Raw genomic sequence first — 19,258 nt, 5'->3', positions numbered from 1 at the left:
ATTTAAAGGACTAATCTATAAATTACCATTGCTAACATTCCAGTAATCATTACTAGTTTAAGTATGAAGCTAATGTGTTTAAAATGTATTTTGTTTTCGGCAGTAAACATTTTAATAGCAATGTATATTAAAGGTCCTACAACTGCAATTAAAAAATATAGAATTACTGTAACGTGCATAAACAAAAAGGAGACTAAATAATACACAATTATTGCTATTGTTATTAAAGTTAAAACCATTGCAATTTTAGAGGTACGCATTTTTCCAAATAGAATTGGTAAGGTTTGCATGCCTGCTTTATGGTCTCCATCTACATCTTGAATGTCTTTAACAATTTCACGAATAAAATTAATTAAAAACGCAAACACAGCAAAATCAGTAAGGACTTCTAACATTGTAGATTGTGCAGTTTTGTTCTCAATAGTTATTGCAGGAATAAGTTCAAAAATACCAACAATTAGTAAGCTTAATGCAACTAGTACAGATACAATAATGTTACCAACAACAGCAATTTGTTTTAAATAAGAGGCATAAACATAAAGCGAAGCTGCTATTATTACAAAAAGCCCAAAAAATGGTGGTTTACCTACTTTGTTAGATAAATAAAAACCTAAACAAACACCAATAAAAGTGAATGCAATGTATAATTTATTGGCAGTACTTTCTGTAATGCTTTTACCAATAACTACTTTGTTTGGTTTGTTTATGGCATCGGTTTCTATATCGTAGATATCGTTAATAATATAACCACCTGCTGCAATACAAAGTGTAGAAATAATTAGTATAACAAAACTAAAAGTACTTAAAGTAGTGTCCATTGCAAAGGCTGGAAATAAGGCATATTTAATTAAAAGCTGGACAACAGCAATCATTAATAAATTTTTCCAACGGATAAGGTTTAATAAATTCAATGTCTATTTATATTTTAATAATACACCTTCAATTAATGCTATAATTCCAAAAATTATTGGAATAACAATAATAACCGAAAGTATTAATATTTGTATGTTTTTTCGTCTATTTTTAGAACGAATATCATTTTAAATCTTTGCTTTGTCTTCATCAGAAAGTGCTACATCAGTAAATTTTAATTTAAATTCTGAATCACTTTTACTATTTAATTCATTTTTTAATTTTGAAAACACCTGTTTAGGTTTTCTATTAAACACTGAAGCATCATTTCCTGCTCCAATGTAACCAAAACCTGTTTTATGTCTTCTTTTATTTCTGGTCAAAATTAATATTATATAGAAGCATCAAAGTAGGTATTCCAATCGTTTTTTACTTTCAGTACTTGTTCTATTACATCGCGAACACAGCCTTTTCCGCCTTTTATGTGCGAAATGTATTTTGAAACACTTTTAACTTCCTGCACAGCATCTTGAGGGCAAGTAGCTAAACCTACTAATTCCATTACTGGAATATCTGGTATGTCGTCTCCCATATATAACACATTTTCTGGTTTTATATTATTAGATTTAATATAGTCTTGAAATTGTTCAATTTTATTATGAGCGCCAAGATAAATATCTTTAAAGCCTAAGTTTTCTAAACGTTTTCTAACACCTTCGTTTGTGCCTCCAGAAATAATACAAACGTTATAACCTTTGTTTAATGCTTGTTTTAGTGCATAACCATCTTTAACATTCATGGTTCTTAGCATGTCTCCTGTAGCAGTAATGGTAAGAGAACCATCTGTTAAAACACCATCTACATCAAAAATAAAAGTACTGATGTTTTCTAAATATTCCTTATAACTTTTATCGTATGCCATGTGTTTTTTTTATGGATTTGGTTAACAACTCGTAAACGGCTTTATGTTGGTCGTTTTCTAGTTGTTTTAAATGCCTTTTTATAGTTTTCTTATCGTTTCGTAAAGCAGGACCAGTTTGCGCTAAATAAGGAGAGAGCGATTCAATTTTATTAGCAGTTTCTTTAATTAATGGTTTTAAAATATCGAATTCTGCACCATTCATTTCTGTTATTTCGTGCGCCATTCTATATAACTGATTTGTAAAATTATTTACAAACACAGCAGCCAAATGCAATGCTTGCCTTTGGTCACTATTTACTTTATGACTTTTGCAGCCAATAGCTTGTGCTAATTGTTTTAAAATTGGTAAGTCTGTTTTCTTTAAAGTTTCAATACAAATAGGAACGTCTTTAAAATCTAAATCTGCAGCTTTAGAGAATGTTTGTAACGGATAAAAAACACCTCGTTTTTGTTTCATATCCACAGCATACAAACTTGTACTACCAGAAGTATGTACTACTAATCTGTTTTCAAATGGTAAGTGTTTAGACAGGTCTTCAATAGCATCATCGCTAACTGCCAAAATATAAAGGTCTGCTTCAACTAACAACGTTAAATCGTCTATAACTTCAACTTTGTTTTTATATTTATCTATTGTTTTTAAACTACGGTTATACCATTGCTTTATTTCTGCTTCTTCCGAAGCATAAAAAGCCTTAAATAGGTGTGTGGCTACATTTCCTGCGCCTAAAAGTACTACTGAAATCATAGTGCTAAAATAACCAACCAAAAGATTAAATAAAAGATGTTTCTATTATCTTTGTAAACAATGAATAAAAAAGATATAAATACACGAGAGGATGTCACTTTATTAGTAGATTTATTTTACAAAAAAGTGAGAAAAGATAATACGTTAGGACCTATATTTAATAATGTTATAAACGATTGGGATAGTCATTTAAACCACTTAACTATATTTTGGGAATCAAGCTTGTTTTTTACAAAAAAAATAGAGCATAAATATAAAGGCAACCCACTTGAGGTTCACGTAAAAGTAGATAGCGATAATAATAATGGTATTACAGAGTTGCATTTTGGAATCTGGTTAAACCATTGGATGCAAACTATAGACGAATTATTTGAAGGCGAAGTTGCAGATAATGCAAAGCGTCGAGCAAGAAAAATGGGCTCATTTTTGTACCTTAAAATATTTGAAGCTAGAGACAAAAAAGAATCATGATTTTAACAATAATTCCTCGTTTTTCAGTCAAATAAAACAAACAAAAAGGATTATCTTTGCACGAGCTAAATAGAGCTTTGATATTATGCAAAATAAACTCGCAAAAATCCTCTTTTCTACACGTTTAACAGCCACTTTATTTATTGTTTACGCAGTTGCCATGGGTATTGGTACTTTTATGGATGCTGGTATGGAAACCTCACCAACACCTTACTCTAGATATTGGATTTATAACGCTTGGTGGTTTGAAGTTATTCAAGCACTTTTTGTTGTTAATTTTGTTGGTAATATTTTTAGATTCCGTTTATACAAAAAAGAGAAATGGGCAACACTAACCTTGCATTTATCTTTTATATTAATTCTTGTTGGCGCTTTTGTTACCAGATATATTGGATATGAAGGTAAAATGCCAATTTTTGAAGGTGAAACTGAAAATGTTTTTCTTTCTGAAAAAACCTACGTTATTGCATTAGTAAATGGCGATTATAAAATAAATGACGTTGCACAAAGATTGCGAATAGAAGAAAAGGTTGATTTTTCTGAAAGACTAAATAATACTTTAAGTATTAATACTACTTACGATACTATTCCTGTAACAATAACGCTAGATAAATTTATTGCTAATGCTGAAGAGGATGTTATTCCAAACGATACTGGAAAATTATACCTTAAAATAGTTGAAGCAGGAGATGGAGCACCTCATAATCACTATTTAGAATCTGGTAAAGATCAAAAAATACATAATATTATTTTTACGCTAAACAGCCCTAAAAAAGGTGCAATTAATATTGTTGACAGTGAAAACGGATTAACTATAGACTCTCCTTTTGAAGGTGAATATCTTCAAATGGCAACCATGTCTGAAGGTAAGCTAGTAAAAGATAGTATCCAACCATTAATGTTACGTTCTAGATATGTAATTGGTAATATGCAAATGGTGTTCCCAAAACCAGTGACTCAAGGTGATTTTGGTATTGTAAAAAAATCTAGATTATTAAAAAGTGATGAAGATGGTATTGTGGTTAATGTATCTGCAAATGGTGAAACTAAAAAAGTAAATATTTTGGGTGGACTTGGTACTAATAACCAATGGAAATCTATAGATATTGGAGGTTTAGGTGTGGATTTAAAATTCGGATCTAAAGTTAAAGATTTGCCTTTTAGTATTAAACTAAACGACTTTGTTGCAGACAAATATCCAGGTACAGAAAATAGTTATTCTGCATTCTCAAGTCAAGTAACAATTCTAGACGAAGAAAAAGGAAGTTTTGATTATAAAATTTTTATGAATAACGTTTTAGACCATCGAGGTTACAGGTTTTTTCAATCAGGTTTCGATAATGAGGAGCAACGTACCATACTTTCTGTAAATCACGATTTTTGGGGAACTTGGTTAACTTACATTGGTTACTTTCTACTCTATTTTGGTTTAATGGCAATACTTTTCGATAAAAACACACGCTTTGCAGATTTAAGGCGCTCACTCAATAAAATAGATAAAAATAGAGAGGTGAGTGGTAATATTAGTAAGAAAGAAAAAGGTATTACAAAAGAAAAAATAATAACAATGTTGTTATTATGTTTCACATTATCAGGTTTTGCACAAGAGCAACACAGCGCAGACGATGGCCACAACCACAGTGAACAAAAGCCAACAACTGAAGCACATTTTGAAGGTGATGGTCATGACCATGAGAATAAAAAAAGAGAACGACCTACAAAGTTTCAAATAGATTCTATTTTAAAAGCAAATGTAGCCTCTAAAGAACATGCAGAGTCGTTTAGTAAAACCGTTATTCAGGATTTAGATGGTAGAATGATGCCTGTACATACATACGCATCAGAATTACTAAGAAAAATAAGCAAAAAAGACACTTACGAAGGTTTAGATGCCAATCAAGTATTTTTAAGTATTCAAGAAAGTCCAATGTTTTGGTATAACGTTCCTTTTATATACTTAAAACCAATGCAAGCAGATTCTATTAGATCTATTATTGGTGTTCCAAAAAGGCAAAAGTATGTTACGCTTTTAGATTTTTTTACAGACGATTTTCAGTATAAATTGGGACCATATTTAGAGGAAGCTAACAAAAATGAAATTAAAACAGGTTACCAAAAAGAAATGCTAAAGGCTAACCAGCGTTTTAATTTATTATCTAATACTTTAGAAGGTTTATCGTTAAAAATATTCCCACTTCCAGATGATGCTAATAATAAGTGGATTTCTAATTACGAATTTAAAAAGGAAGGTTACAATACTAAAATTAAAGATTCGGCTTATCTCTCCTTTGTTAAAAACAGTTTAGATATTTATTTTTTCCGTTTAGGAAAAGCAAAAATATCTGGAGATTATTCTAAAGCTGAAGAATTTTTAACTGCTTTCAAAAAGAATCAGAAAAAATTAGGTTCTGCTGTTATGCTAACAGATAATAAAATAGAAGCCGAAATTAAATATAATAAGTTCGACGTTTTTAAGAAACTTTACAGATACTATACATTAGCTGGTATTGTTATGTTTATTCTTTTAATTATTCAAATAGTAAAAGATAAAAGCAGAGTAATAGACGTTTCTGTAAATGTTTTAAAATACACAGTCTTTGCCATATTTTTATTACACACCTTTGGTCTAGTTGCAAGATGGTATATTTCTGGTCACGTACCATGGACAGATACATACGAGACCATGCTTTATGTAGCTTGGTCGTCTATGTTTTTTGGTTTAGCATTGGGTAGAAAAAGTAATTTAACCATAGCATCTGCTACGTTTATGGTTGCTATAATCTTGTTTTTTGCAAACCAAAGTTGGTTAGATCCAGCAATAGCAAATCTACAGCCAGTTTTAAATAGTTACTGGTTAATGATTCATGTTTCTGTTATTGTTGCTAGTTATGGACCATTTACTTTAGGTTTGATAATAGGTATAGTTGTATTATTTCTCATGATTTTAACCAACGAGAAAAACAAAAAGCGAATGCTTATAAATATAAAAGAACTTACAATTGTTAATGAAATGGCTTTAACCGTAGGTTTAGTGATGTTAACCATTGGTAATTTTCTTGGTGGACAATGGGCAAACGAAAGTTGGGGACGTTATTGGGGCTGGGACCCAAAAGAAACTTGGGCTTTAATTAGTATTATGGTTTATGCCTTTGTAATCCATATGAGATTAGTTCCAGGATTACGTGGACGTTGGTTTTTTAACCTCATGTCTATAATTGCTTTTGCAAGTATAATGATGACGTATTTTGGTGTTAATTTTTACCTAGCAGGTTTGCATTCTTATGCAAGTGGAGATCAAATAGTAAGTTTACAGTTTATAGCTTTAACATGCGCAATAGTAGCATTACTTGGTTTTTTTGCATATATCAAGTACAAAAAGTTCTATAAAAAATAATCTATTTTAAAATTTGCCAATTAATTATTATCTTTAGTTTTCTAACTATTTTTAAAATGAACTACATAAAAAAAATAGGTATACACAATGCCTTAGTATTATTTCTTTGTATAATTATAATAGTTATCGCTGAGTATTTGTTTTTAACAGGTCACCAACTTCATGGCATATTTCTTGGTTTATGGGCTCCAACAATTATTGGTATATTGATTTTTTTTAAACTTGTTGATAATGGACCCAAATAAATTCATATTATATTTCTCAATTTTTGTTACTATATGCGTTGTCATTTGGGCCTTTACAATGATTAGAATTTATAATAATAAGTTCAAGGAATAATACTAAAGACAATTACATGAAATTTTTAAAAGAGTTTAAAGAGTTTGCCGTAAAGGGAAACATGATGGATATGGCAATAGGTATAATTATTGGCGCTTCCTTTAATAAAGTTATTGATGTGTTAGTGAAAAGAGTATTAATGCCACCATTATCTTTAATGACGGATGGAATTAGTCTTCAGGGTAAGAAAATGATCCTTCGTCAAGGCGTTTTTGATACTGCTGGAAAAGTAACAGTAGAAGAAGTAGCTATACAATATGGTGCTTTGTTGGAAGCTTTAATAGATTTCACAGTTATTGGTTTAACCGTTTTTCTTGTTGTAAAAGCAATGAATAGGTTAAGAGATAAATCTCAAGACACTAAAGATGTTACAGTTAAAACACCAAAAGACATTCAACTGCTTTCAGATTTAACAGAACTTATGAAAGAACAGAATAAGCTACTAAAAGCACAATCTCAATCTTAGTCATAAAAAAACAGCGCATGTAGAGGAAAGTCACGCGCTGCTTCGATTTAATTAAATTGTAATTACAATTTAATTAATGTTTTGTTTAAATTCAAATCGGTTAACATGTCATTCGTAAATTTATAATGTCCTCGTGTTGTAATAACTCTAAACCTATGCTCATTCATTCTACTTAATACATCTAAAAAACACCATTTAGATTTTAACAGACACGGCTTATCACTTTTTAATCCAATTTCAAAGTAATATTTTTTCGTCTTTCGTGTCGCTGTAATATCTGGAGTAATTTTAATATCCTCATCTTGTTTAATGTAAGATTTTGGATGTTCATATCCTTCCACATCAGCTTTAATATCTTCGAATCCTAAGTTTTCTAAATAATTTACTGATTGTTTAATAAATGCTGCGTTATCCTTTTTTTCTATCTGTATCATAATACATCTAAATTACAAACACGATTATATATTTTGCGTTAACACCTTGTTAAACCGCTGGTTTTTAACATTTTTTTAGAATTTTATAATCTTTACATATAAGTATAGAAGCATAAAATGGAACAATTGTTATCTTTACAGTATGAGTAAAAAAAGTTTAGGTTTAAATACAATATGTGCGCATGTTGGTGAAATTAAAGACGAACAATTTAAAGGTGCAGTGTCGCCAATTTATTTGTCAAGTTCTTACGAGTTTTTAGATGTTGATGTTAAACGTTATCCGCGTTATTTTAATACACCAAATCAAGAATATTTATCTAAAAAAATAGCAGCATTAGAACATAAAGAAACAGCAATGATATTTGGATCTGGTATGGCTGCCATAAGTCATATGTTTTTAGCCTTTTTAAAATCAGGAGACCATATTGTAGTACAGAATACATTATATGGTGGTACAAGTAATTTTATTAGAGAAGAGTTTCCAAAACTAAATATTGAATTTACGTTTACAGACGGTTATAAAGTTGAAGATTTTGAAGCTGCTATTAAACCAAATACTAAGCTAATTCACATAGAAACACCTTCTAATCCTTTGCTAACTATTACAGATATCAAAGCTATAGCAGATTTAGCTAAACAAAAATCTATTGTTACAAGTATAGACAACACGTTTGCAAGTCCTGTAAACCAAAATCCAGCAGATTTTGGTATCGATTTAATAATGCACTCTGCTACCAAGTATTTTGGTGGACATAGTGATATTTGTGCAGGAGCAATAGCAGGCTCTAAAGAGCATATGGATAGAATTTGGAATGTATCTAAAAACCTTGGAGGTAGTTTAAGCGACTTTACTGTTTGGATGTTAGAACGTAGTATGAAAACTATGGGACTTCGTGTTAAAAAACAAACTAAAAATGCTGGTAAAATGGCAAAATGGCTTAATAAAAATAAAGCTATTAAAAATGTATTTTATCCAGGATTAAAAACACATCCAGAATACAAATTAGCAAAAGTGCAAATGCATGGTTTTGGAGCCATGTTATCTTTTGAATTAGCAGATGGATTAGACTCTGAAAAGTTTCAAAAAGCTTTAAACTTAATTAAAGCTTCTATGAGTTTAGCAGGTGTAGAGAGTACAGTTTTAAATCCAGCAAAAACATCTCATGCATTGTTAAGTCAAGAAGATAGAGATAAGATGGGAATTGGCGATGGGCTTATTAGGTTTTCTGTAGGCATAGAAGAAGTAAAAGATTTAAAAGTAGATATTCAACAAGCCATAAATAAATTATAAGATTTGCACAAAAAAAACAAGCATAAAGAAGATTACGATTTTAAAAAACTAACTGAAGTTTTTCCAGAATTAACACCTTTTGTTTTCGTAAATAAATACGAAAAACAAACTATCGATTTTGCAGATGCTAAAGCTGTTAAAACATTAAATACAGCATTGTTAAAGGCACATTATAATATTGATTTTTGGCAATTCCCAGATACTAATTTATGTCCTCCAATTCCTGGTAGAGTAGATTATATACACCTTATTTGGGATCTTTTAAATACTTCAAAATTAAAAAAAGATATTACTATTTTAGATGTAGGAACTGGAGCATCATGTATTTACCCTTTACTTGGTAACGCAGAATATAACTGGACATTTGTAGCTACAGATTGTAACAAAAAATCTATCGCTTACGCGGAAAAAATAATCATTAAAAACAAGTTAAAAAAGGCTATAACTTTAAAGCATCAACCAAATGCAGATAGTGTTTTTAAAGGTGTTATTAATGCAACCAGTAAATTTTCAGCATCCATTTGTAATCCACCATTTTATAAAGACGAAGCTGAAGCATTTGAAGCCACAACAAGAAAACTGAAAGGTTTAGGAAAACTTACAGACTCAGTTACAAGAAATTTTGCAGGTCAAGCACACGAATTATGTTTTAAAGGAGGAGAAAAAGCATTTTTACATACCTACCTTTACGAGAGTTCTTTATTTAAAACACAATGTTTTTGGTACACAAGCTTAGTATCTAGTAAAGACAATATAAAGTCTATGAAAAAGTCGTTAGCCAAATTAGGCGCAACTACAGTTAAAGTAATAGAGATGGCGCAAGGTAACAAGAAAAGTAGAGTAGTAGCTTGGACTTTTTTAACTATAGCTGAACAACAAGATTGGATTAAATAAAAAATAAATAATTAGATTTCCGTTTTCACGGAAACAAAATAAATATTTTAATGAAATTAGATATACTAGCCTTTGGCGCACATCCAGACGATATAGAATTAGGAGCAGGCGGAACTATTGCAAAAGCTGTTGCAGAAGGTAAAAAAGTCGGCGTAATAGATTTAACAAAAGGTGAATTAGGTACCAGAGGAACTGTAGAAAGCAGAAAAACTGAAGCTGCCAATGCAGCTAAAATTTTAGGTTTATCAGCTAGAGAGAATCTGGGTTTTGCAGATGGTTTTTTTATTAACGATAAAAAGCATCAATTAGAAATAATAAAAATGCTTAGAAAGTACCAACCTAACATTGTGCTTTGTAATGCTGTTGATGATAGACATATCGATCATGGAAAAGGAAGTAAATTGGTTAGTGATGCCTGTTTTTTAAGTGGTTTAATTAGAATAAAAACAGAACTTGATGGCATGAATCAAGTACAATGGAGACCAAAGCATGTATATCACTACATACAATGGAAAAACTTAGAGCCAGATTTTGTAGTAGATATTTCAGATTTTATGGAAATAAAACAAAAAGCAGTGGACGCTTATCAAACTCAATTTTTTAATATTAAAAGTGACGAGCCCGAGACACCAATTACAAGTAAAACGTTTATAGATAGTATTAATTATAGAGCCAAAGACTTAGGTCGCTTAGTAGGAGTGGATTACGCAGAAGGTTTTACGGTAGAACGTTATATAACGGTTGATAGCTTATTCGATATAAAATAAAAAACACTAAAATTTACTCAAAATAGTAATAAAAGTCTTTGTAGTAAAAAGGAATTAATTTACATTTGCAAACGCATTATAAAAATGCGTATAAATGGTGATTGTAGCTCAGTTGGTTAGAGCATCGGTTTGTGGTACCGAGGGTCGCGGGTTCGAATCCCGTCTTTCACCCAAAAGCAAAAAGCTTCTCAGAAATGAGAAGCTTTTTTTGTTGTATTAGTTTTGAAGTGTATTTTTATTTCTAATCAATTTCTTAACTCCAAATATTAATAGTTGAATTAATAATATTAAAAAAACTACTATCGTATATGGAATGATTAAATAAGGAAACTTTTCCGCTAATTCTATATATCTATCAGTTTTAAATATCAAGTTGTGACTAAATATTCCTCCTAATTTATTTTCAAGAGCTGCAATACCGTTTCTTGGCGTACTAATTAATTCTCCATTTTTATCAAATAATAAATATGTTGGATATTCAATTATTTTTAAATCTTTTATTAGTCTATCTTTCCTACCATTTACATTATAAAAAGTCCAGCTTTTATTGTCAGAAAGTAAAAAATTCCAAGGTGCAGGTTTTTGTTCAAGGATATATTCAGTCGTTTCTTTTGGGTCAATACTTATACTCATTATTGCTAATTCTGAATCATATTTTTTTAGTAACTCTGGAAAGAATTTCATTTCTTTTAAACAAGGTTTACAACCTTGAAACCAAAAATCTACTAAAAGCACTTTTCCTTTATAATCACCAAACGATTTCAATTCATCAAATTGATTTTCTAATGAGATTTGAGGGATTTTTAATTCAGAGTCGAGTTTATCTAATTTTACAAAATATATGTAAAGTCCAATTAAAGCAATTAATAGAAAGATTATCAATCCAATGGTATATCGTTTAATAAATCTAAAAAGTCTTTTTGTAATCATTTATTTCAAATTTCAAAATGTTTTTTTTTGAGTTGGTTGGTATATTAATGCCAACGTGTTATTTGGTCTTTTATCTTTCGCTTGCATCCTCTAAATCTTCTTGAGGGTTCTTCACAAAAGGATAAACAAATTGTTTGGCAAAGCCTTTAGGGTACTTTACATCTCCTAAACCTGTACTTTCTGGCCAATCGCTTCCCATTGGATAGTAGGTGCCAAAAATCATATCTATAAAAGGAAAGTGAATTGCGAAATTTTTATCGTAAGCCTTTGGATCGTCAGAATGATGCCAATGATGGTATTGTGGTGTAACAAATACATATTTTAAAAAACCAAAGTTTATTCTTGTATTAGCATGTGCTAATACCGCTTGAAAAGAAACAATAACGATATAGGTGAAAAATACAGAGCTACTAAAACCACAAACATAAATAGGAATAAAAGACATGGCTCTTACTACAACTAAATCAAAAAAATGTGTTCTTGATCCTGCTAACCAATCTAAATGTTTTGTAGAGTGATGTACTGCGTGAAAACGCCATAAATATGGAATTTTATGAAAGAAATAATGTGAAGTATATTGAAATAAATCTGAAACTAATAGTGCTATAAATAATTGTGGAATAAAAGGAATAGATTGTATTGTTGCTTGAAAACTTTCTAAACCTATACTTTTAAATAGGTTTACAGCAGGAAATTGTACAATAACACCTATAATTTGAATAAACAAATGACTCACAATAAAGTAAACCAAATCTGTTCTCCATTCTTCGTGAAATTTAGATTGATTTAAACGTTTTGGTAGAAATAATTCTATGGGAATAAATACTATTGCCGAAACTAACACATCTATTAGTAACCAATCTAAACCAATAGTTACAGATTGATCTTGAATACCTGAGCCTTCTGGTAATGCAGTGCCTAATAAAATGGTAATAGCTATAATTATTGTAGAAATAAAACCATAGCGTTTTTTTTTGCTTAAAATTAAACTACTAAATGCAAAAATAAAAGAGAGTACTAATACAGCTAAAATTGACCATTTTACAATTTGCGGATTATAAATAGCTCTAAAATCTTTAGTTGTAAATGTATCTGGAAAATACGCACAAATAACAAAACCTAAAGATATTACTGCAAGGAAAATTGATAGATAACCACTTATTTTACCTTCGCCAATTTTTAGTCTTTTACTTTCTGTCATAATTAATTGCAAAAAAATTAATAAAAAAAGGTTCAAGATAATAAAATTTCATCTTGAACCTTTTTTGTTTTTTTGTCTTTAATTAAGAACGATTAGTACTTAATTAAGACCTTTCGAATATTTATTTAGCAGCTTTATCAACTACAATTCTAGCTTCTCTGTTAGCTAGTTCCCAAGCTGTATAAAATACTAATCGTGCTCTGTTTTCTAATAAATCGTATTGAATTTTATCTGGTGTATCTCCTGGTTGGTGATAATCATCATGTGTGCCATTAAAATAGAAAATAACTGGAACATTATTTTTTGCAAAGTTATAATGGTCACTTCTAAAATAGTAACGATTTGGATCGTTTTCATCGTTAAATGTATAATCTAAATCTATATTCATATACTTAGTATTTATCATTTCAGAGATGTTGTGTAATTCTGTACTTAGTTTATCACTTCCAATTAAGTAAACGTAATTTCTGTTTTTCTTTTCACGTTTTGGATCTGTACGACCAATCATGTCTATGTTTAAATCGGCAACAGTATCTGCTAATGGAAAAATAGGATCATTATCTGTGTAATGCTTTGAGCCTAATAAACCTTTTTCTTCTCCAGTAACATTTAGAAAAACTATAGAACGTTTAGGACCATTACCATCTTTTTTAGCTTTAGCAAAAGCTTCAGCTATTTCTAAAACGGCAACTGTACCAGAACCATCATCGTCTGCTCCATTGTAAACTATACCATCTTTAATACCTTCGTGATCTAAGTGAGCAGATATAACAATGTATTCATTTGGTTTTTCACTTCCTCTAATAATAGCAGCTACATTATTAGCAGCTATATTTTCAGAATTATTTTTATAGTTAATTGAAAGATCAGATTTTAAAGACATCGATTTTTCGTTAGTTTCAATATCACTAACTAAAGCTTTAGCTAAGTTTGTGTTAATTAGCATATAATACATAGCGTCTGATCCACCAGCTAAACTCATACGTCCACTAGAGCGACCAAATCGGTTAGCAGCCATTGCATAAACTTCTGGGTAATAAAACAAAAGTGCTTTTGCGCCTTTACTTTTTGCAATTTCTTGTTTAGAGGCAAATTCTTGACGAAAATTAGACCATTTAGAAGCTTTATCTGTTCCAGATATTACATACTTACCATCTACATTCTTAGGTTCACCAGAACGAATAACAACAACTTTACCGTTTACATCTAAATTTTTGTAATTTGAATAGTTACTATCTTCAATTCCAAAACCTGCAAAAACGATATCCTTAGTATTTAAAGTACCATCTTTAGCAGTAGAAACAGATACATAATCATCTATGTTTGTAAAAGTTTTTCCATTGACAGTAACTTTTACATCTGGAGTTGCTGAAATTACTAATGGCACATCTTGAAAATAGTTTCCATCACTTTTAGCAGCAGAAATACCATCTTCTGTATAATGTTTTTTTAGAAAATTGATAGCCATCTTTTCGCCTTCTTTACCAGTTTCACGACCTTGAAACTTGTCTCCAGCGTAAACATAAAGCGAAGTTTTTAAATCTTCTGCAGTAATTGTTTCAGCATATTTTATTGGATCTGCAGGTGCTTTTACTGTAGCTGTTTTATTTTTAGAAGTGCCACAAGCTGCAACTAATAACGAAATAGTAAATAGGGATAATATCTTTTTCATTTTAATGTAGTGGATTAATTTAAGGTAAAAATACAAGAAATATAATTGTTAATTATATTTAATTTAAATATCTTCATTATGAGTTAAAAGCTCTGTTTTATTGGCTAATTGCCATGCAGTTGCAAAAATTAGTTTTGTGCGTTTTGCTAAAAGAGGGTAATTTATTTTGTCTGGAGTATCTGTTGGTTTATGGTAATCTGGATGCTCTCCATTAAAATAAAAAATTACAGGAACATTTTGTTTTGCAAAATTGTAGTGGTCACTTCTAAAATAATATCTATTTCTATCGTTTTCTGCGTTGTATTTATAGTCTAACTCTAGATTTGTAAAGGTTTCATTTGTTTTTGCAGAAATATAGTTTAACTCTTTACTAATTCTATCTGCTCCAATAATATAGATGTAATCTGGATTGTCTTTGTGTCTATCGTCCACACGACCTATCATATCTATATTTAGATTTGCTATTGTTTTGTCTAGTTTAAAAACAGGATTTTCTACATAAAACTTTGAGCCTTGTAGTCCAATTTCTTCTGCTGTAAGATGTAAAAACAGAATACTTCTTTTTGGAGCATTGCCTTGTGACTCTGCTAATTTAAAAGCTTCGGCAATTTCTGTTATAGCCATAGATCCGGAGCCATTATCGTCTGCTCCAAAATAAATGGTATCGTCTTCAATACCAAGATGGTCTAAATGACCAGAAATAATTAATACTTCTTCGGGTTTTTCGGTTCCTTTTATATATGCTAAAACATTTTCTGATGCACCAATGTCTTTTGGAAAAAAATCTGCTGGAATAGTTTGAAAGTATGTAGAGTCTTTAATTACAGGTGCAATACCTTTGTTTTTATAAAAATTTCTTAGGTAGTTTGTAGCTTTTTTTTGTCCTTCTGTTCCTGTAGCACGACCTTGAAACTCTTCCGAAGTAAAAATTGCTAATCTGTTTTTTAAATCTTTAGCAGTTATAGAGTTTGAATATTTAGTTATTAACTCACTATCTATTATTTCTACACTGTTTTCAAGGTTCTCAATCTTGGTACTGTATTTTGTTTCTGCGCAGGAACCAACAATAAGAAAAGCAGAGGCTATAATAAGAGATTTCATTAAATTTATATATTTGGATATCAAATATATATATAAATTCTTACAATTATTTAATGTTACTCAGAAATATCAATCTCATCAAGCTCTTCTTTAGAGTCTTCAAGCGAGTTTTCATCAAGTTGCTCTAACTGTTCGGTATCTCCAATTTCTGTGGTAGCAGTAATAGACTTAAAAGTTGCTAATGCTAAAGCAATTATAGTTAGTAAGAATATTAATTGTACAGTATGTTTTGTTTTGTTTTCTTGGCGACTTTTAATAAAAGCTAAAATCCCGAAAATTAATGCTGCTATTGCTGGAAAAAAAGCAAAATTTGATAATGGTAAAACTGCTAAAATAACAGCTAAAATAGAACTTATTAATCCTAAAATAATAAATAATAATCTCATAATTATATTAATTTTTTAAACCGGTTGCGCTTTTAATTTTTAATTCTCCACTACCTACTGCAACTTTAAATTTTGCATATACTGGAATTTTATTTTCGTCTGCCGTTAACCACAAAAAGTTGCTATTTCCTTTTAGAGCGTCGTTATTTTCTAAGCTAATACGTAATTTATAACATTCTTTCTTTCCTATTGCAGTATTTATGGTCTCTTTAGCTAAGTATGTAAATCTAAATTTAGTTTCTTCATTATCAAATAATACTGTAAAAGTATCACTGTCTCCAATGCTTGCTTTTTTAATATCTAAATTTCTTAAATGGTAGATTGTTGTTACAATATCTTTAGTGTTGCCTTTAATTTTAACAGTCTCATTTCTATCCCAAAAACCAGATTCAAAATTTTTACTTTTCTTTCTAATTAAACTTTTAACAGATTTTTTTTTATGATTAAAATTATACTTTACAAACTTATAGTGTCCACCTTCATTTATATCACGTTTGTATAAATAAGGCGTTAATGTTGTTGGATTTACATAACTTTCGTAAAGGTCTCTAATTTTAAAAAAATTGTCCCATTTAGTATAGGTTGTTGCTTTACATTTTAAACGTAATAACGATCCGTTTTTAGTTTTAACACTGCTAGTTTCCATAGTCACCTGTGCAAAATCCGTCATTAATCCAGACATACTGTAACCAGCTGTAAAAGTTAGCTTTTCATCTGCTTTAAAGGCATTGTTTTGAGCGTTTGCTGTTAACAAAAAACCAAGTGCTAGAAATAAAAATAAATGTTTCATAAATATGTTTAAGTTTCAAATATAGAAATTGTAAACACTAATTATGCCGAAAATATTGTGTTTATGTTTTATTAAAGATTTAAAATTGAAATGATAAAAATAAAAGACCAAAGTATTACACGTAACCAATTTAGTTTTACTAATTTTTTTAATGTGTTTTTTGTAGCATTTTGATTAGAAATAACATTGTGTAATGGCACAAATATTAACAAGGTAGATATCCAAGTTAAACAAACTAGAGTAAAATGAATGTATAAAATAAAACTTCCTGTTTTTAATAATGCAATTGCAGCGATTATTAATTGGCTAAGCATTAATGGTATAACTAACACAGACATTAATATTGTGTATTTTTTATGCCAAGTATAAAGGTTATTTTTTGTGTAATATTTAAAAGATGGATAAATTAATAGTTGCACAGACCATATTAAAACAACCAAGCCAAAAGCTATAACAATGTTAGCTATTTCTAATACCATTTAATAAGCTTTTAATATTACTTTTCGTAAAATGCCTTGTACATCACTATTATCTTTTTGCTTTATTAGATGGTTTTCAAGTTCATTTTCATGAGTTATTTGTTCGTTTTTATCTATAAAACCGTAACCTAAATATGTTCCATTTTTAATAATAACAAAAGCCTCTTCATTATTATTTCTTCCTTTTTCTTTTAAAATAATATCTTGGCTATCATTTACTATTTGGCATATAGCATTTGTAACACGTTCGTTATAACTTGTAATTTCTTCATCTCCTTTACAAACACCTTTGCAGTTTTTTATGGTAAAGTGCGAACACTGGCTTACACCTTCTTGTAAATGACAAAATTTAGGACACAATTTAAACTGCTCGCAAACACGTTCTAAAAATAAACGCGCTTCTCTTAAACTATAAAAAGTAATTATAGGATTTGGTGTTGCTTTACTATTATTAATAGCAATATGCATAATGTCTGTTCTGTCTTGGTAACTAAATAACGAAAAACCTTTGGGAGCTCGTTTAGCTACTTTATTATATTGAGGAAAGTGGTGTTTTATTGCAGCATCTTCCATTAATAAAGCTATGAGTTCGCTACCTGATAATTCGAAATCTATATCTGCAGTTTCTCGAACCATATCTAGACTTTTTTGAGCCTTGCTATAAAAATGACTTAAAACTCTTTTTTTAATGTCTTTAGCTTTACCTACATATATAATTTTTCCTTTTTTATTTTTAAAATAATATATACCTGTAGCATTTGGAATGGCATTAAATACTTCTTTTGGAAGGTTAGGAGGTAAGGTAGCTTCTTTATTGTTTTTATTTAAAAATGCTGTAAATGTTTCGCGTGCATTTTCTTGTGCTTGAAGTTTTTTAAATAAAATAACAGTGGCTTCAGCATCTCCACGAGCTCTGTGTCTTCCGTTAATATTAATGTTTAAATCTTTACATAACTTACCTAAGCTATAGCTTTGGTGTCCTGGTAAAAGTTTTCTGCTTAAACGGACTGTGCAAAGTTTTTTTCTAGTAAAATCAATATTTAGTAGTTTAAATTCATTTCTAATAACGTTATAATCAAAGTTTACATTGTGAGCCACAAAAACAGTATCCTCTGTTATATTTAACACTTGTTGTGCAACCTCATGAAACTCTGGAGCATTTGCAACAGTACTATTATCGATACCTGTGAGTGCAGTAATGTGATCTGGTATGTAACAGTTTGGGTTAACTAAAGAGGTAAACTCATCTATAATGGTTTCTCCATCGTATTTAAATACAGAGATTTCTGTAATTCTGTTAGTTCTTCCTGAAGTTTCAACGTCTATTATAGTGTATTGCACTCTGTTTTTTTTAAGCAGAAAAGTATGCTAGTATTTTTTTAAACTTTGTTCTGTTTCATCTACTTTTTTCCACATGTGTTCTGATGTTAAGTAAAAACTCCCTAGGAAATTAAAATTACATTCTGAAGGTGATATAATTGATAAAAATGGTTCTCCTTTTTTGTCTTTATATAAATGATATACTTCACCAAGAATTGGCTGAAAGCTAAATTTAGCATTATAAACTAGGTTATTATACTCTAGTTCATCAATCATTTTGTCGTACTCTGCCTTAAGCTCTAGATATTTTGCCTTTAACTGTTTGTTAGCTTTATTAACGTTTTTGTTTTTCCAGGTTATGTTTTCTGTTACTTTAATTGCAGGAGCACCAACATTTGTAGCATACGGTTTTAAAGCTGCATCGTATTGCTGTGTTTCTTTATTAAATACAACGTTATCTGGTTTTTTTGTTTGAGACATTTTTCTTTTTTTATAGCGTTGTAAAGATAGTTTTTTTATTGCCTGAAAGAAAGTGTAATTAACAAACTTTAACAAGGTTTACCCACTTTGTAGTTGTTCTATAAAAGAATTTTTATTCTAAGTTTAGGAATTGACATAAGCTAAACTTTATAATTATTTTTTTGGGATTATTCGCTTTGCTCGTGATCCCAAAGAAGAACCCTTTACAAGCATATAAACCCATAGTAACTAAAAAGTTGTTTAGATTTTTTGTTTTATAAAATGACTTTTAAGATAAAAAATCTTGAGCCATTTTATAAAACAAAAAACCCATCATAAAAA

21 protein-coding genes and 1 tRNA gene are annotated in these 19,258 nt (G+C 29.8%); 8 read left to right on the top strand and 14 right to left on the bottom strand.

The features are described 5' to 3' along the window. Positions 1 to 2 precede the first annotated feature (2 nt). The 4 genes from Q0C58_RS08515 to Q0C58_RS08500 form a co-directional block, all read right to left on the bottom strand. The gene (locus Q0C58_RS08515) at positions 3 to 911 is read right to left on the bottom strand and encodes a geranylgeranylglycerol-phosphate geranylgeranyltransferase (RefSeq protein WP_290700050.1); all 909 of its coding nucleotides are present in this window, start codon (positions 909 to 911) and stop codon (positions 3 to 5) included. A 129-nt stretch (positions 912 to 1,040) separates the two neighbouring features. Then, complete coding sequence (locus Q0C58_RS08510) at positions 1,041 to 1,235, bottom strand: hypothetical protein (RefSeq protein WP_290700048.1); 195 nt, start codon at positions 1,233 to 1,235, stop codon at positions 1,041 to 1,043. An 8-nt stretch (positions 1,236 to 1,243) separates the two neighbouring features. Beyond that, complete coding sequence (locus Q0C58_RS08505) at positions 1,244 to 1,774, bottom strand: HAD family hydrolase (protein WP_290700045.1); 531 nt, start codon at positions 1,772 to 1,774, stop codon at positions 1,244 to 1,246. After that, the gene (locus tag Q0C58_RS08500; RefSeq protein ID WP_290700042.1) at positions 1,761 to 2,522 is read right to left on the bottom strand and encodes a Rossmann-like and DUF2520 domain-containing protein; all 762 of its coding nucleotides are present in this window, start codon (positions 2,520 to 2,522) and stop codon (positions 1,761 to 1,763) included. The genes Q0C58_RS08505 and Q0C58_RS08500 overlap by 14 nt, the downstream gene beginning before the upstream one ends. A gap of 60 nt (positions 2,523 to 2,582) precedes the next feature. On the opposite strand from Q0C58_RS08500, the gene Q0C58_RS08495 reads away from it, so the two are divergent. The 4 genes from Q0C58_RS08495 (at position 2,583) to mscL (ending at position 7,192) form a co-directional block, all read left to right on the top strand. Continuing rightward, on the top strand, positions 2,583 to 2,993 hold the full coding sequence (locus tag Q0C58_RS08495) for a group III truncated hemoglobin (RefSeq protein WP_290700039.1): 411 nt from the start codon (positions 2,583 to 2,585) through the stop codon (positions 2,991 to 2,993). Between the two features lie 85 nt (positions 2,994 to 3,078). Then, the gene (ccsA, locus tag Q0C58_RS08490; RefSeq protein WP_290700036.1) at positions 3,079 to 6,387 is read left to right on the top strand and encodes a cytochrome c biogenesis protein CcsA; all 3,309 of its coding nucleotides are present in this window, start codon (positions 3,079 to 3,081) and stop codon (positions 6,385 to 6,387) included. Positions 6,388 to 6,443: 56 nt separating this feature from the next. Then, a complete protein-coding gene (locus Q0C58_RS08485) occupies positions 6,444 to 6,632 on the top strand; it encodes a hypothetical protein (protein WP_290700033.1) in 189 nt (62 codons plus the stop codon). Between the two features lie 110 nt (positions 6,633 to 6,742). Then, positions 6,743 to 7,192: a large conductance mechanosensitive channel protein MscL gene (gene mscL / locus Q0C58_RS08480; RefSeq protein ID WP_290700030.1), complete on the top strand. Its 450-nt coding sequence runs from the start codon at positions 6,743 to 6,745 to the stop codon at positions 7,190 to 7,192. A 62-nt stretch (positions 7,193 to 7,254) separates the two neighbouring features. Here the strand turns inward: mscL and Q0C58_RS08475 are convergent, their stop codons facing one another. After that, entirely contained in the window at positions 7,255 to 7,626 is a 372-nt protein-coding gene (locus Q0C58_RS08475) for a hypothetical protein (protein ID WP_290700023.1), read from the bottom strand. A 142-nt stretch (positions 7,627 to 7,768) separates the two neighbouring features. On the opposite strand from Q0C58_RS08475, the gene Q0C58_RS08470 reads away from it, so the two are divergent. The 4 genes from Q0C58_RS08470 (at position 7,769) to Q0C58_RS08455 (ending at position 10,750) form a co-directional block, all read left to right on the top strand. Continuing rightward, positions 7,769 to 8,917: a PLP-dependent aspartate aminotransferase family protein gene (locus Q0C58_RS08470; protein ID WP_290700020.1), complete on the top strand. Its 1,149-nt coding sequence runs from the start codon at positions 7,769 to 7,771 to the stop codon at positions 8,915 to 8,917. A gap of 3 nt (positions 8,918 to 8,920) precedes the next feature. After that, positions 8,921 to 9,811 (top strand): 23S rRNA (adenine(1618)-N(6))-methyltransferase RlmF, encoded by an 891-nt coding sequence (gene rlmF / locus Q0C58_RS08465; RefSeq protein WP_290700017.1) that lies wholly within the window; start codon positions 8,921 to 8,923, stop codon positions 9,809 to 9,811. Between the two features lie 50 nt (positions 9,812 to 9,861). Next, positions 9,862 to 10,578 (top strand): bacillithiol biosynthesis deacetylase BshB1, encoded by a 717-nt coding sequence (bshB1, locus tag Q0C58_RS08460; RefSeq protein ID WP_290700015.1) that lies wholly within the window; start codon positions 9,862 to 9,864, stop codon positions 10,576 to 10,578. A 96-nt stretch (positions 10,579 to 10,674) separates the two neighbouring features. After that, positions 10,675 to 10,750 (top strand) — tRNA-His (locus tag Q0C58_RS08455). 44 nt (positions 10,751 to 10,794) lie between these two features. Here the strand turns inward: Q0C58_RS08455 and Q0C58_RS08450 are convergent. The 9 genes from Q0C58_RS08450 to Q0C58_RS08410 all read right to left on the bottom strand — a co-directional run bounded on the left by Q0C58_RS08450 (position 10,795) and on the right by Q0C58_RS08410 (position 18,937). After that, positions 10,795 to 11,508 carry a TlpA disulfide reductase family protein gene (locus Q0C58_RS08450; protein WP_290700013.1) on the bottom strand — a complete coding sequence of 238 codons (714 nt, stop codon included), beginning with the start codon at positions 11,506 to 11,508 and terminating at the stop codon, positions 10,795 to 10,797. A gap of 70 nt (positions 11,509 to 11,578) precedes the next feature. Beyond that, complete coding sequence (locus Q0C58_RS08445; RefSeq protein WP_290700011.1) at positions 11,579 to 12,709, bottom strand: sterol desaturase family protein; 1,131 nt, start codon at positions 12,707 to 12,709, stop codon at positions 11,579 to 11,581. Between the two features lie 121 nt (positions 12,710 to 12,830). Further along, a complete protein-coding gene (locus tag Q0C58_RS08440) occupies positions 12,831 to 14,381 on the bottom strand; it encodes a M28 family peptidase (RefSeq protein ID WP_290700009.1) in 1,551 nt (516 codons plus the stop codon). A gap of 63 nt (positions 14,382 to 14,444) precedes the next feature. Further along, positions 14,445 to 15,482, bottom strand: coding sequence for a M28 family peptidase (locus Q0C58_RS08435; RefSeq protein WP_290700007.1), 1,038 nt, complete (start codon positions 15,480 to 15,482; stop codon positions 14,445 to 14,447). A gap of 56 nt (positions 15,483 to 15,538) precedes the next feature. Continuing rightward, entirely contained in the window at positions 15,539 to 15,868 is a 330-nt protein-coding gene (locus tag Q0C58_RS08430; protein WP_290700004.1) for an FUSC family protein, read from the bottom strand. 7 nt (positions 15,869 to 15,875) lie between these two features. Continuing rightward, entirely contained in the window at positions 15,876 to 16,658 is a 783-nt protein-coding gene (locus Q0C58_RS08425) for a DUF3108 domain-containing protein (protein WP_290700001.1), read from the bottom strand. A gap of 71 nt (positions 16,659 to 16,729) precedes the next feature. Then, complete coding sequence (locus Q0C58_RS08420) at positions 16,730 to 17,137, bottom strand: hypothetical protein (protein WP_290699998.1); 408 nt, start codon at positions 17,135 to 17,137, stop codon at positions 16,730 to 16,732. Next, complete coding sequence (locus Q0C58_RS08415; RefSeq protein WP_290699996.1) at positions 17,138 to 18,478, bottom strand: exonuclease domain-containing protein; 1,341 nt, start codon at positions 18,476 to 18,478, stop codon at positions 17,138 to 17,140. Positions 18,479 to 18,505: 27 nt separating this feature from the next. Then, positions 18,506 to 18,937: a DUF2452 domain-containing protein gene (locus Q0C58_RS08410; RefSeq protein ID WP_290699993.1), complete on the bottom strand. Its 432-nt coding sequence runs from the start codon at positions 18,935 to 18,937 to the stop codon at positions 18,506 to 18,508. Between the last annotated feature and the right edge of the window lie 321 nt (positions 18,938 to 19,258).

This window comes from Lacinutrix sp., from assembly GCF_023299985.1.
Classification (GTDB): Bacteria; Bacteroidota; Bacteroidia; order Flavobacteriales; family Flavobacteriaceae; genus Lacinutrix.
Note: the sequence above shows the minus strand (reverse complement) of the source record. Positions and strands in the feature narration are given on the sequence as shown.

Coding starts and splice junctions, on each gene's coding strand:
- Q0C58_RS08410 (WP_290699993.1), bottom strand. CDS start 18,937: ATGTCTCAAACAAAAAAACCAGATAACGTTGTATTTAATAAAGAAACA.
- ccsA (WP_290700036.1), top strand. CDS start 3,079: ATGCAAAATAAACTCGCAAAAATCCTCTTTTCTACACGTTTAACAGCC.
- Q0C58_RS08425 (WP_290700001.1), bottom strand. CDS start 16,658: ATGAAACATTTATTTTTATTTCTAGCACTTGGTTTTTTGTTAACAGCA.
- Q0C58_RS08420 (WP_290699998.1), bottom strand. CDS start 17,137: ATGGTATTAGAAATAGCTAACATTGTTATAGCTTTTGGCTTGGTTGTT.
- Q0C58_RS08450 (WP_290700013.1), bottom strand. CDS start 11,508: ATGATTACAAAAAGACTTTTTAGATTTATTAAACGATATACCATTGGA.
- Q0C58_RS08445 (WP_290700011.1), bottom strand. CDS start 12,709: ATGACAGAAAGTAAAAGACTAAAAATTGGCGAAGGTAAAATAAGTGGT.
- Q0C58_RS08485 (WP_290700033.1), top strand. CDS start 6,444: ATGAACTACATAAAAAAAATAGGTATACACAATGCCTTAGTATTATTT.
- Q0C58_RS08505 (WP_290700045.1), bottom strand. CDS start 1,774: ATGGCATACGATAAAAGTTATAAGGAATATTTAGAAAACATCAGTACT.
- bshB1 (WP_290700015.1), top strand. CDS start 9,862: ATGAAATTAGATATACTAGCCTTTGGCGCACATCCAGACGATATAGAA.
- mscL (WP_290700030.1), top strand. CDS start 6,743: ATGAAATTTTTAAAAGAGTTTAAAGAGTTTGCCGTAAAGGGAAACATG.
- Q0C58_RS08440 (WP_290700009.1), bottom strand. CDS start 14,381: ATGAAAAAGATATTATCCCTATTTACTATTTCGTTATTAGTTGCAGCT.
- Q0C58_RS08475 (WP_290700023.1), bottom strand. CDS start 7,626: ATGATACAGATAGAAAAAAAGGATAACGCAGCATTTATTAAACAATCA.
- Q0C58_RS08470 (WP_290700020.1), top strand. CDS start 7,769: ATGAGTAAAAAAAGTTTAGGTTTAAATACAATATGTGCGCATGTTGGT.
- Q0C58_RS08435 (WP_290700007.1), bottom strand. CDS start 15,482: ATGAAATCTCTTATTATAGCCTCTGCTTTTCTTATTGTTGGTTCCTGC.
- Q0C58_RS08495 (WP_290700039.1), top strand. CDS start 2,583: ATGAATAAAAAAGATATAAATACACGAGAGGATGTCACTTTATTAGTA.
- Q0C58_RS08500 (WP_290700042.1), bottom strand. CDS start 2,522: ATGATTTCAGTAGTACTTTTAGGCGCAGGAAATGTAGCCACACACCTA.
- Q0C58_RS08430 (WP_290700004.1), bottom strand. CDS start 15,868: ATGAGATTATTATTTATTATTTTAGGATTAATAAGTTCTATTTTAGCT.